We start from the raw sequence: 13,031 nt of genomic DNA, 5'->3' as shown, positions 1-13,031 counted from the left end.
GTCCGTCGGCCGGTGCGAGCTTGGTCGCTCGGTGCTGCGCTGTGGCGCCGCACGGTGCAACCAACTCGGCACCGAGTCGCGAAGGGCGCACGGTGCGGTGGGCGCGACGGCGTCGTGGCGTGGCGGCGCACGGTGCTGTGTCCGTCGGCCGGTGCGAGCTTGGTCGCTCGGTGCTGCGCTGTGGCGCCGCACGGTGCAACCAACTCGGCACCGAGTTGCGAAGGGCGCACGGTGCGACGGCGGGCGAGCAACCGCACACGACGGGTCGAACCTCGCACCGCGCGGCCGTGGGCACTCCCGGCACGGCGATGTCGGCGGCGCCTGGCATCATCTCGGTGTGAGCAAGCAGGACGGACGGAACCGCCTCGTCTCCGACGCACCGGTGGACGACGTCTCGGCGACCGTGCTGCACGTCGACATGGACGCCTTCTTCGCCTCCGTCGAACTGCTCGACCGCCCCGACCTGGTGGGGCTGCCGGTCATCGTCGGACACGACTCCGACCGCTCCGTCGTCACCGCCGCCACCTACGAAGCCCGTCGCTACGGGGTCAACTCCGCGATGCCGATGGCCATCGCCAAACGCCGCTGCCCGAACGCCGTGATCGTCGAGCCGCACTTCGAGAAGTACCGGGCGAAGTCCGCCGCGGTGATGGCGATCTTCGACCGGTTCACCCCGCGGGTCGAGCGCCTCGGCATCGACGAGGCGTTCCTCGACGTCGCCGGTGCCCTCCGCCTGTACGGCACTCCGTGGCAGATCGGCCAGGCGATCCGCCGCACGGTCTTCGCCGAGACCGGACTGCACTGCTCCGTCGGTGCGGCATCGACGAAGTTCGTCGCGAAGCTCGCCTCCAGCCGGTCGAAGCCGGACGGCCTGCTCGTGGTCCCCGCCGCCGACACCGTGGCGTTCCTGCACCCGCAGCCGGTGTCCGCGCTCTGGGGCGTCGGCGGCAAGACGCAGGAGACGCTCGAACGCCGGGGCATCCGCACGGTCGGCGACCTGGCGAACACCCCGCTCGGGTCGCTGGTGTCGGCACTCGGCCCGGCCGGCGGGCAGCGGCTGCACGACCTGTCGTGGGGTCGCGACCCCCGCGTGGTCGACACCGGCGTCGGCGAGAAGTCCATCGGGCACGAGGTCACGTTCGGCCGCGACCTGACCGAGCGCGACGACGTCGCCCGCGAACTCCTGCGCCTGGCCGACAAGGTCGCCGTCCGCCTGCGCCAGGCCGACGTGCAGGCCCGGACCGTGGCGCTCAAGGTCCGGTACACCGACTTCACCACCCTCACCCGGTCGCGCACCCTGGCGGAGCCCACCGACGTCGCGAAGCGCCTGCACCGCGAAGCCGTCGAGCTGTACGACGTGCTGCACCGACCGGGCAACCGGATCCGGCTGATCGGGGTGCGTGGTGAGAACCTCGTGCCCGCGGCCGCGAGCAACGCCCTGTGGGACGACGACGCGCCGTGGCGTGACACCGAGACCACGGTCGACGCGGTCGCCGCACGCTTCGGCGCCGGCGTGCTGCGACCGGCATCCCTGGTCCGCCGGACTCTTGACGGCGGCGTCCCGCACGCTCGGCAGGACTGACGGTGGCGGTAGAATCGGGTTCAGTGAGCGCAGCGGAGTACGAAGACCAGCAGCCCGCCACGCTGTGGGCGGAGTCGGGTGACGACCGGTCCGGCGCAGGCGGATCGTCGCCGACGCACGACGGCACCCCGGTCCACGAGAACCAGGGGCACCAGACCCAGGCGCACCAGACGGCGCAGGCGCAGGGCGACGCCGCCCGTGACGAAGCCGACGCCGCGGCCCTGGCCGAAGCGGCTGGCAACTCCGCCGTCCAGCACCTGTCGCCGGCGTTCCCGGACCGGGCCGCCTGGGGCACGGCGTCGAAGCTCCGCGCCTGGCAGATCGAAGCGCTCACGAAGTACTTCGAGAAGGAACCCCGCGACTTCCTCACGGCCGCGACGCCCGGCGCCGGCAAGACCACCTTCGCGCTGCGGCTGGCGACCGAGCTCCTCGCCCGCGGCATCGTCGACCGCATCGTCGTCGTCGCCCCGACCGAGCACCTGAAGCGCCAGTGGGCCGACTCCGCCGACCGTGTGGGCATCCGGATCGACCCGATGTTCAAGAACGGCGACGGCATGTTCGGCCGGCACTACCAGGGCGTCGCGATCACCTACGCCCAGGTCGGCATGAACCCCGAGGTGCACAAGCGCATCACCGAGGGCGGCCGTACCCTGGTCGTCCTCGACGAGGTCCACCACGGCGGCGACGCCCTGACCTGGGGCGACGGCATCCGAGAAGCGTTCTCCGGTGCCACCCGCCGGCTCTCGCTGTCGGGAACCCCCTTCCGGTCCGACACCGCACCGATCCCGTTCGTGCAGTACGCCCCCGACGAGCAGGGCATCCGCACCTCGATCTCCGACTACAACTACGGCTACGGCCGAGCCCTGAAGGACGGCGTCGTCCGCCCGGTGCTGTTCATGGCCTACGCCGGACAGATGCGCTGGAAGACCCGGATGGGCGACGAGATGTCGGCATCCCTGGGCGAGCAGGTCACGAAGGACATCACGGCGCAGGCCTGGCGCACCGCGCTGTCGCCAGAGGGCGAGTGGATGCCGGCCGTGCTCTCCGCCGCCGACAAGCGTCTGACCGAGGTCCGTCGTGGTGTGCCCGACGCCGGCGGTCTGGTCATCGCCACCGACACCACCACGGCGCGCGCCTACGCCCGGATCCTGCAGCAGATCACGGGGGAGCGTCCCACCGTGGTGCTGTCCGACGAAGCCGCCGGGTCGAGCCGCATCAGCGCGTTCGCCGAGGACACCTCGCGCTGGATGGTCGCCGTCCGCATGGTGTCCGAGGGCGTCGACGTCCCCCGGCTCTGCGTCGGGGTCTACGCCACGAGCGCGAGCACGCCGCTGTTCTTCGCCCAGGTGATCGGCCGCTTCGTGCGTGCCCGTCGCCGCGGGGAGACCGCGAGTGTCTTCCTGCCGAGCGTCCCCGGCCTGATGGCCCTCGCCGCCACCCTCGAGCTCGAGCGCGACCACGCCCTCGACCGCCCGAAGGACGCCGACGACGGCATGTACAACCCCGAAGACGCGATGGTCGCCGAGGCCAACAAGGAAGACCGCGCGTCCGAGAGCCTGCTCGAGGTCCAGCCGTTCGAGGCACTCGACTCGCAGGCGTCCTTCGACCGCGTCCTCTACGACGGCGGTGAGTTCGGCACCGGCGGCGAGGTCGGTTCCCTCGAGGAGCTCGACTTCATCGGCATCCCCGGGCTCCTCGAACCCGACCAGGTGCGCGACCTCCTGCGCGCGCGACAGGCGACGCAGGCGAAGCGCTCCAAGGGCCGCACGGCAAAGGACGGCATGCCGAAAGCGCCCGAGCCCGACCGACCGATGTACATGACGATCAAGGAGCAGCGCACCGAGCTCGCCCGGCTCGTGTCGATCTGGTCCCGCCACTCGAACGAACCGCACGGATCGATCCACGCCGAACTCCGAAGGATCAGCGGTGGCCCGGCCGTGGCGCAGGCGAGCATCGAGCAGATCCAGAAGCGCATCGACATCCTGCGCTCCCGCATCGGCGGACGACGGTGACCGCGGCGTGATCGAGCCGGTCGACGACCGCACCTGGTACGTCAAGCGCGACCCCGAGGCGTCACCCGAGGCGATCATCGACCGCTTCGGCGGCGGCTACCGACTGCGCCGGTTCTCGCTCACCGAGTCCCGCCGCACCCCGCACGGGGTGTTCACCGGACCCGAACTGGCCGAGACCGCGTGGTGGCGGCTCCGCGACAGGCCGCGGAACTCATGACGCGCCAAGCCAAAGTCCGGTAGACCGGAGGAATGGCAGACTCGATCCCCCACGTCCTCGTCCTCGGCGGCGGCTCCGCTGGCTACACCACGGTCAAGCAGCTCCAGAAGCACGCGGCCACGGTGCCCATGCGCATCACGCTCGTGGACCAGAACACCTACTACACGTACCTGCCGTTCCTGCCCGAGGTCGCCGGTGGCCACATCGCGCCGAAGGACGTCACCGTCGAGCTGCGCCGTGCACTGCGCAAGACCCGGGTGATCCAGGGCAAGGTCACCGCGATCTCGTCGGCGGACAAGACCGTCTCGATCGCGACCGCCGGCGGCGACGACCGCACCCTCGGCTACGACCACCTCGTCGTCGCCCTCGGTTCCGTCACCCGCACCTTCCCGACCCCCGGGCTCGAGGAGTACGGCGTCGGCTTCAAGAGCGTCGAAGAGGCCGCCTACGTTCGCGCCAAGCTCCTCGACAACATCGCGAAGGCCGCTGCCACCCGTGACGAGGACGAGCGTCGCCGTCTGCTGACCAGCGTCTTCGTCGGCGGTGGCTACACCGGCGTCGAGGCGATCGGTGAGCTCTTCGACGTGTCGCAGGCTGCCATCAAGACCTACCCGTCGCTCGCCGGTGAGCAGCCCCGCTGGGTGCTCATCGACGCCCTCGACCGCGTCGCGCCCGAGGTCGGCCCGGAGCTGTCCAAGTGGACGCTCGAGTCGCTCCGCGCCCGTGGCATCGACGTCCGCCTGAAGACCACCATGCCGAGCGCCGAGGGCGGTGTCGTCAAGTTCTCCGACGGCGACGAGTTCGCCACCGGCCTGCTCGTCTGGACCGCGGGCGTCAAGCCGAACCCGCTCCTCGACGCATCCGACCTGCCGCGCGGGCCGAAGGGCCACCTCGCCGCGAACGCGAAGCTCCAGGTCGAGGCCGAGGACACCCACCAGGTCGTCGAGGGCGTCTGGGGCCTCGGTGACGTCGCGCAGGTGCCCGACCTGACCGCCGACAAGCAGCCGGCGTTCTACCCGCCGAACGCGCAGAACGCCGTGCGCCAGGCCGTGGTGGCCGCCGACAACATCGTCGCGACCATCACCGGCAAGCCGCTCGAGGAGTACCGCCACCCCTCCATCGGCACCGTCGCGTCGTACGGTGTCGGCAAGGGTGCCGCGAACATCAAGGGCATCAAGATGACCAACCTGCTCGCGTGGCTCGCGCACCGCGCGTACCACGTGTACGCGATGCCGACCCTGAACCGGAAGGCCCGCATCATCATCGGCTGGATCACCGGTGCGGTGTCCGGTCGCGACGCGACCTCGCTCATCAAGGAAACGGACCCGCGACGCAACTTCGTCGAGGCGTCGAAGAGCTAGGAAACCGAACGCGGCATCAGGCCGCAATTTCGTCGAGGCGTCGAAGAGCTAGACGCACCCACAGATCGGACGGGAGGCGCGGTGCCAGCTGACACCGCGCCTCCCGTCCGTCCGTCACGTGCGTTCGCACCCACCTGCCGCTCTCCGGCATACTGACTCCCTCGGCGCCCACGGCGACGAGGTCCCGGAAGTCGACCGACACGTGCGCCCCACCACCACCACCTCCTCCGTCCGATCGTGCCTCCGATGCGGCGCCGAGCGTCACGACAGCACCGTCCACCGGTGCCCCGGTCCGGCCGACCCGCTCCGCGCCTTCGGCCTCGACGCCGGAGCCCGAACGGTGCTCGAGGTCCTGGGCGGGATCGGGCAGCCCTCCCTGGTCGGCGGAGCAGTCCGCGACGCGCTGCTTCGGGAAGCCGGGCGCGGACCGACCACCACCGGTGACGTCGACGTCGAGGTGCACGGCACCAGGACCGATGTGGTCGTCGGAGCGTTGCGTGCGGCCGGAGCGATCGTCGTCGAGGCCGGTGCGGGGTTCCCGGTCCTCAAGGTGGTGCTCGACGGATCCCGCGTCGACGTCGCAGTGACGGCGGAGTCCGGTGCGCTCGATCCGGTCACGGTGTCCGCCCTCGGTCGGGACTTCACGGTGAACGCCGTCGCCTGGGACCCCCGCACGAACGTGTTCCTCGACGCGGTCGGTGGGATCGACGATGCCGTCATCGGCGTGCTGCGGCACGCTTCCGAACGCTGCAGTGAGGACCCGCTCCGGGTCTTGCGTGCCGTGCAGCTCGTCGCCCGGTTCGACTTCGCCGTGCACCCCGCGACGCTGAGTCTGGCGCGGTCGATCGCGGCACGGTTCGAGTCGATCGCCACCGGGCGGATCTGGCCCGAGATCCGCAAGCTGGCACTCGGCGACCACGTGTCGGCTGCCCTCCGAACGCTGCACGACAGCGGCTGGGAGCGACACCTGCCCGAGCTCGCCGCGGTCCGAGACGTGCCGCAGGACCCCCGGTGGCACCCGGAGGGTCCCGTGCACGTCCACCTCGGAGCGGCGGGGGACGCTGCCGCCCGCGCCTGCACCGAGGACGGGATCCGGGGTGACGACCGGGTCGTCATCGTGCTCGCCGCCGTCCTGCACGACCTGGGGAAGGCCGGCTCCGGCACGCAGGTCCTCGCCGACGACGCAGGTGCGTTCCGCATCCGCAGCCTGGGCCACGAGGTGTCCGGCGCTGCGGCAGCAGCAGTGCTGCTCGGTCGCCTCGGCGCGCCACGCCACATCGTCGAGCGGGTCGTCCCGCTCGTTCGCGAGCACATGGTCCCGCACTCGTCCAACGGCGCGCCACCGTCCGTTCCCGCTGCTCGGCGGCTGTTCCGACGGCTCGGATCCTCCCTGCCCGCGATGGAGTCGTGGGCCCGGGTGTGCGAAGCCGACTCGCAGGGGCGTGGTCCGGGGGCGAGCCGGTCCTCGGCGTGGTCGTGGTTCGACGTCGCGCTCCGGGACCAGGTCGCGCGTCGACCCGTGCGGCTGCTGTCCGGCCGCGACCTCGTCGACGCGGGACTCACCCCGGGGCCGGTGTTCCGCGAACTCCTCGTGGCGTCCGCGGCGGCGCAGGACGACGGCGTCTTCGATGACGTCGCCGGAGCCCGCGCTTGGCTGCGCCGAGCGGTCGACGCACGCCGGTGACGGACGGGAGGCGCGGTGCCAGCTGGCACCGCGCCTCCCGTCCGTCTGTGCGGACGTCCACCGCCTGTCCGCGATCTGCGGTCCTGTGTCCGCTCCAACGTGGCGCGCGTCAGCGTGGACGGACGAGCGAGAGGAGCGTCCATGCGCGCCATGACCTACCGCGGCCCGTACCGGGTCCGCGTCGAGGAGAAGCCGGATCCCCGGATCGAGCACCCGAACGACGCGATCGTCCGGGTGGAGCGGGCCGCGATCTGCGGGTCGGACCTGCACCTGTACCACGGCATGATGCCCGACACCCGGGTCGGGCACACGTTCGGCCACGAGTTCATCGGGGTGGTCGAGCAGATCGGCTCGTCCGTCGAGACCCTGTCGGTCGGGGACCGCGTGATGGTCCCGTTCAACATCTTCTGCGGCACGTGCTGGTTCTGCGCCCGCGGACTCTTCGCGAACTGCCACAACGTGAACCCGAACGCGACCGCGGTCGGTGGGATCTACGGGTACTCGCACACCACCGGCGGGTACGACGGCGGGCAGGCGGAGCACGTGCGGGTGCCGTTCGCCGACGTCGGACCGCAGGTGATCCCGGACTGGCTCGACGACGACGACGCCCTCCTCATGACGGACGCACTGAGCACCGGGTACTTCGGGGCGCAGCTGGCGTCGATCCGCGAGGGCGACACCGTCGTGGTACTCGGTGCCGGGCCGGTCGGACTGTTCTCCGCGGCGTCGGCGTGGTTCATGGGAGCCGGCCGGGTGATCGTCGTCGACCAGCTCGAGTACCGGCTCGAGAAGGCCCGGAGTTTCGCGCACGCCGAGACGATCAACTTCGCCGAGGTCGACGACGTCGTGCTCGAGATGAAGAAGCAGACCGACTTCCTCGGTGCGGACAGCGTGATCGACGCCGTCGGAGCCGAGGCGGACGGCAACTTCACCCAGCAGGTCACCGCCTCGAAGCTCAAGCTGCAGGGCGGGGCCCCGACGGCGCTCAACTGGGCGATCGACGGCGTCCGCAAGGGCGGCACGGTCTCAGCGGTCGGCGCGTACGGGCCGATCCCGAGCGCGGTGAAGTTCGGTGACGCGATGAACAAGGGCGTCACGATCCACACGAACCAGGCGCACGTGAAGCGCCAGTGGCCGCGGTTGCTCGAGCACATCCAGGCCGGGCACTTCAAGCCGAGCGACATCATCACGCACCGCATCCCCCTCGAGCACATCGCCGAGGGGTACCACCTGTTCTCGTCCAAGCTCGACGGTTGCATCAAGACCGTCGTCGTGCCGTGAGGAGGCCCGACATGTCCGACCACACCCCGTACATCGCCGATCCACCCCGTCGGGTGCCGTCCTCCGAGGAGCTCCGTGCCCGCATCCCGGGGTGGGGGAGCGACCTCGACCCGGCGGACCGGCCGTCCGTCCCGAAGCTCTCACGCGAGGCCGGCGCCGCGACCGGCGCGCACTGGGACGTCCCGTCGCAGCAGCCCGGCGCTGCCGGCAGGGAGCGGTCGATCGAGCACGCGCACGTCACGCCGGTGTTCGGCACCGCGCAGCCGCTCCGAGGGGTGCCGGGAGCGGTGCGGCGCCTGGCGTACGCGAGGTCCAGCGAGGGGCGCCTGGCGCACTGGATGCTGCTCGTCGTCGCGGACCGCCTGGACGTCGCGACGCACCGGGTGACCGATGCGCTGCGGGGTCGGCCGGACCGGGTGATCAGCGAGACCGGTGTCGCGGCGGAGCGTGGGAACCACCCCGTTGCGTCGCGCCTGGGGTCGGGTCGATCGGATTGGCGGCACCAGGTGCTCGACCCGATGGTCGCGAACTGGGGCTGGCTCGCGGCGCTCGGCGCCGTCGTGCTGGCGGCGCGGCGGGTGCGCCGCTCGCGCCGCTCGCGCTGACCGCCGGGCGCCGGGCTTGCGCCCTGGTGCGGCGTTGCCCACTCGGTGCGACCTTGTTCCGTCACACGGAGTCCGCAACGTCGCACCGGCCCGTGACGTGCGCACGTTCCGGCCTGGAGGCGCGCTGCGGCCCCGCCCCGCGCCTCCAGTCCGCACGTCCCGCGTCCACCGCCCGCCCTCTGCCGTACCCCGACCGCCCCGAGCGCAGCAAGGCGGCGGCGTCAATGCCCTGACCGAAGCGAAGTGGCACGTGGTCGACCTGAGCGAAGCGAAGTGGCGCCCCAGAGGCGGTGACGCCCTGAGCGCAGCGATGGCGGCACTCGCCGGGAAGACACAACAGAAAATGCCCCCCGACCGAAAGGTCAGGGGGCACGCATTTCCTGTGTCCGAGGGGGGACTTGAACCCCCACGCCCTAATACGGGCACTAGCACCTCAAGCTAGCGCGTCTACCAATTCCGCCACCCGGACAGGGTGTCTGGCGTCTGTTTCCCGGGTTCAACCCGGCGTTCCTGCCGAGAGAAGACACTAGCACGGGTCTGAACGCGCGATGAACACGGTCGCGCATCCCGGGCGAGTCCTGCGTTCCCGGCCTCGGCGACGGGGTCGGTGCCGACCGATACCGTGGAGCCATGACGAACCCCGGGCCCTCCGAGCCGCAGTCCGTGCCCGAGCTCGAGGCCACCGCGGCGATCGCCCGCGACCTCATCCGCATCGACACGACGAACTGGGGCGAGGGGAAGTCCCGTGGGGAGACCGAGGCGGCCCACTACGTCGAGGACAAGCTCCGCGCGTTGGGTCTCGAGCCGCAGTTGTTCGAGTCCGAGCCGGACCGCGTGAGCGTCGTGGCGCGGGTGCCCGGTCGGAACCGTGACAAGCCGGCGCTCGTGGTTCACGGACACCTCGACGTCGTGCCGGCCGACCCCGCGAACTGGTCGGTCGACCCGTTCGGTGGTGTGGTCAAGGACGGATCGCTGTGGGGTCGGGGCGCCGTCGACATGAAGAACATGGACGCGATGATGCTCACGTCGCTGGCCGACGTCGTCGAGCAGCACGGGGCGCCGGAGCGTGACCTGGTGATCGCGTACTTCGCCGACGAAGAGGCCGGGGGAGTCCTGGGGTCCCACCACGTGGTCGACCAGCACCCCGAGGTCTTCGCGGGGGCGTCGGCGGCGATCAGCGAGGTCGGCGGGTACTCGATCACGCTCGGTGACCGTCGCGCCTACCTGCTGCAGACCGGCGAGAAGGCGCTCATGTGGGTGAAGCTGATCGCGCGCGGCACCGCCGCCCACGGCTCGCACGTGATCCGCGACAACGCCGTCACGAAGCTCGCTGCGGCGGTCGCCCGGATCGGCAGCGAGGAGTGGCCCGTCCGGCTCTCGGGCACGACGGACGCGATGGTGGCCGAGGTGGCGCGGTTCCTCGGGGTCGACCCGACCGTCACCGGCCCGGACGAGGTCGCGCTGGCCACCGGGTCGGCGTCGCGGTTCATCCACGCCGCGTTGCACACCACGTCGAACCCGACGGTGCTGACCGCCGGCTACAAGCACAACGTCATCCCCGACGCCGCCGAGGCCCTGGTCGACATCCGCTGCCTGCCCGGCGACGAGGAGTCCGTGCTCGAGCGGGTGCGGGAGCTCGCCGGCCCCGAGGTCGAGGTGGTCATGTCGTTCCGCGACATCGGCCTCGAGCAGGACTTCGGCGGCCCGCTGGTCGACGCCGTCCGCGACGTCCTCGGCCGGCACGACCCGGGCGCACCGGTCCTGCCGTACCTGCTGTCCGGCGGCACCGACAACAAGGCGCTCTCGACGCTCGGCATCGCGGGGTACGGGTTCGTGCCGCTGCAGCTGCCAGCCGGTGTCGACTTCCCCGCGATGTTCCACGGCGTGGACGAGCGGGTGCCGCTCGACTCGCTGGCGTTCGGTCGGCGGGTGCTTGCCGACCTGCTCGCCACGTACTGATATTGTTCATGGTCGCCGTCGTGGCGGTGCCCTGACCGACCTCACCCCTGAAAGGCCCGTGCGATGCACATCCTCGAGGCGATCTTCCTCGGCTTCGTCCAGGGGCTCACCGAGTTCCTGCCGGTGTCCTCCAGCGCGCACCTGCGCATCGTGGGGCTCTTCCTGCCCGACGCGAAGGATCCCGGTGCGGCCTTCACCGCCGTGACGCAGCTCGGCACCGAGACCGCGGTGCTCATCTACTTCTGGAAGGACATCACCCGGATCATCGGGCGGTGGTTCCGCTCGGTGGTCAAGCGTGACGTGCCGAAGGGCGACCCCGACGTCCGTCTCGGCTGGCTGGTGATCCTCGGCACGATCCCGATCGGGGTCGCCGGGCTCCTGCTCAAGGACTCGATCGAGACCACGTTCCGGTCGCTCTGGATCGTCGCGATCGTCCTCATCGTGTTCGGCGTCGTGCTCGGGGTGCTCGACCGGGTCGGTCGCAAGGAGCGGCGCATCGAGCAGATGACCTTCCGCGGTGGCCTGCTCATCGGCCTGGCGCAGATGCTCGCCCTGGTCCCCGGAGTGTCCCGTTCCGGCGCGACCGTGTCGATGGGTCTCGCCCTCGGGTACACCCGTCCGGCGGCGGCACGGTTCGCCTTCCTGCTGGCGATCCCGGCGGTGTTCCTGTCCGGGTTCTACGAGGCCGCGACGAGCCTCGGCGACCACGGCTCGCCGTTCGGACTCGCCGACACGCTCATCGCCACCGTCGTCGCGTTCGTGGTCGGGTTCGTCGTGATCGCGGCGTTCATGAACTACATCAGCAAGCGCAGCTTCATGCCGTTCGTCCTCTACCGGATCGCACTCGGTATCGTGCTCATCGTGTTGTTGTCGCTCGGAGTGATCCAGCCGTGAGGGCCTGGCAGGCCCCATCCGTCCCCGACGTCCCCGGCGCCGCGCCCCGACCGGTCGTCCACGACACCGCAGCGGGCAAGCCGGTGGACCCCGCCCGCGACGAGGACCGTGCCGCGCTGTACGTCTGTGGCATCACGCCGTACGACGCCACGCACCTCGGCCACGCGGCGACCTACCTGGCGTTCGACACGCTCGGCCGTGCCTGGCGTGACGCGGGGCTCGACGTCGAGTACGCGCAGAACGTCACCGACGTGGACGACCCGCTGCTCGAGCGTGCCGCACGCGACGGCGTCGACTGGCGTGAACTCGCTGCCTCCCAGGTCGACCTGTTCCGCCGCGACATGGAGTCGCTGCGGATCCTGCCGCCGGACGACTTCGTGGCCGTCACGGACGAGGTCGAGCGCGTCGCCGAGGCGGTCTCGTTCCTGCAGGAGTCCGGCTACGCGTACGAGGTCCCGACCGACGGCGCCGAGGGCGACGACCTGTACTTCGACGTGAACCGCCCGACCGACGCGTGGACCCTCGGCGACGAGAGCGGCCTGGACCGCGAGACGATGCTCGCCCTCGCAGCCGAACGCGGCGGCGACCCGGATCGTCCTGGCAAGCGTGACCCGCTCGACCCGCTGCTGTGGCGCGCTGCACGTGACGGCGAGCCGGCCTGGGACACCGAGATCGGCCCCGGGCGCCCCGGCTGGCACATCGAGTGCAGCGTCATCGCCGGTGACCGCCTCGGGCTGCCGATCAGCGTGCAGGGCGGCGGGAGCGACCTCGTCTTCCCGCACCACGAGATGAGCGCCGGGCACGCTGCGGCCCTCGCACACCAGCCCCTCGCGAACGCGTTCGTGCACACCGGGATGATCGCCTACCAGGGCACGAAGATCTCGAAGTCGCTCGGCAACCTCGTCACCGTTCGCGGGCTGCTCGACGACGGCGCCGACCCCCGTGCCATCCGGCTCGCGCTGCTGTCGCACAAGTACTCCGACGACTGGGAGTGGTTCGACACCGAGCTGACGAGCGCCCAGACGCGGCTCGCCGGCTGGGACGCCTGGGCTTCCGGAGCCTCCGCCGGGCACGCCGACGACGCTGCGGACGTCGCGGCACGCATCCGCGCGCGGGTGTCGGACGACCTCGACACCCCCGGTGCCGTCGCCGCGGTCGACACCGCGATCGCGGGCGGCACGGCGTGCACGCCGGAGCTCCTCGACCTGATCGACGCGCTGCTGGGCATCCGGCTGGCCTGATCCCCGCCCGCCGTGTGGTCGCGACACGTCGCGTGCGTGCCGCCGAGGGGTCGGAAACTGTCGCCGAGGCGGGCCGCAGCCGACAGTTCGCGACCACTCGCCGGACGTGAGCGGCGTGTCGTGATCGCACACCTCGCGACGGACGGGAGGCGCGGTGCCAGCTGGCACCGCGCCTCCCGTCCGTCAGCGGGTGAC

Annotated in this window: 10 protein-coding genes and 1 tRNA gene; 10 read left to right on the top strand and 1 reads right to left on the bottom strand. The window is 71.3% G+C overall.

Annotation, left to right across the window (positions count from 1 at the left end; genetic code table 11):
- The first annotated feature begins 337 nt into the window (after positions 1-337).
- The 7 genes from dinB to H7A73_RS05650 all read left to right on the top strand — a co-directional run bounded on the left by dinB (position 338) and on the right by H7A73_RS05650 (position 8,742).
- A complete protein-coding gene (gene dinB / locus H7A73_RS05680; protein ID WP_182065054.1) occupies positions 338-1,582 on the top strand; it encodes a DNA polymerase IV in 1,245 nt (414 codons plus the stop codon).
- 221 nt (positions 1,583-1,803) lie between these two features.
- Positions 1,804-3,594, top strand: a complete 1,791-nt coding sequence (locus tag H7A73_RS05675) for a DEAD/DEAH box helicase (protein ID WP_182065079.1) — start codon at positions 1,804-1,806, stop codon at positions 3,592-3,594.
- 7 nt (positions 3,595-3,601) lie between these two features.
- Positions 3,602-3,811, top strand: coding sequence for a hypothetical protein (locus H7A73_RS05670; protein WP_017887301.1), 210 nt, complete (start codon positions 3,602-3,604; stop codon positions 3,809-3,811).
- A gap of 32 nt (positions 3,812-3,843) precedes the next feature.
- Positions 3,844-5,172 (top strand): NAD(P)/FAD-dependent oxidoreductase, encoded by a 1,329-nt coding sequence (locus H7A73_RS05665; RefSeq protein WP_027465651.1) that lies wholly within the window; start codon positions 3,844-3,846, stop codon positions 5,170-5,172.
- Positions 5,173-5,374: 202 nt separating this feature from the next.
- Positions 5,375-6,856, top strand: coding sequence for an HD domain-containing protein (locus H7A73_RS05660; protein ID WP_220456592.1), 1,482 nt, complete (start codon positions 5,375-5,377; stop codon positions 6,854-6,856).
- Positions 6,857-6,997: 141 nt separating this feature from the next.
- A complete protein-coding gene (locus H7A73_RS05655; RefSeq protein ID WP_182065052.1) occupies positions 6,998-8,137 on the top strand; it encodes a zinc-dependent alcohol dehydrogenase in 1,140 nt (379 codons plus the stop codon).
- 11 nt (positions 8,138-8,148) lie between these two features.
- A complete protein-coding gene (locus H7A73_RS05650; RefSeq protein WP_182065051.1) occupies positions 8,149-8,742 on the top strand; it encodes a hypothetical protein in 594 nt (197 codons plus the stop codon).
- 383 nt (positions 8,743-9,125) lie between these two features.
- On the opposite strand, the gene H7A73_RS05645 is transcribed toward H7A73_RS05650, so the two are convergent.
- Positions 9,126-9,211: transfer RNA gene (locus tag H7A73_RS05645), tRNA-Leu, on the bottom strand.
- Between the two features lie 161 nt (positions 9,212-9,372).
- Here H7A73_RS05645 and H7A73_RS05640 point away from each other — a divergent pair.
- The 3 genes from H7A73_RS05640 (at position 9,373) to mshC (ending at position 12,836) form a co-directional block, all read left to right on the top strand.
- The gene (locus H7A73_RS05640) at positions 9,373-10,701 is read left to right on the top strand and encodes a M20/M25/M40 family metallo-hydrolase (protein ID WP_182065050.1); all 1,329 of its coding nucleotides are present in this window, start codon (positions 9,373-9,375) and stop codon (positions 10,699-10,701) included.
- Positions 10,702-10,764: 63 nt separating this feature from the next.
- Positions 10,765-11,595: an undecaprenyl-diphosphate phosphatase gene (locus H7A73_RS05635; RefSeq protein ID WP_182065049.1), complete on the top strand. Its 831-nt coding sequence runs from the start codon at positions 10,765-10,767 to the stop codon at positions 11,593-11,595.
- Positions 11,592-12,836: a cysteine--1-D-myo-inosityl 2-amino-2-deoxy-alpha-D-glucopyranoside ligase gene (gene mshC / locus H7A73_RS05630; RefSeq protein ID WP_182065048.1), complete on the top strand. Its 1,245-nt coding sequence runs from the start codon at positions 11,592-11,594 to the stop codon at positions 12,834-12,836. Before H7A73_RS05635 ends, mshC begins: the two co-directional genes overlap by 4 nt.
- Positions 12,837-13,031 lie beyond the last annotated feature (195 nt).

This window comes from Curtobacterium sp. ME12 (assembly GCF_903970855.1).
Lineage (GTDB): Bacteria > Actinomycetota > Actinomycetes > Actinomycetales > Microbacteriaceae > Curtobacterium > Curtobacterium poinsettiae_A.
The sequence above is the reverse complement of the archived record's forward strand: the minus strand, read 5'-3'. Positions and strand labels throughout refer to the sequence as shown.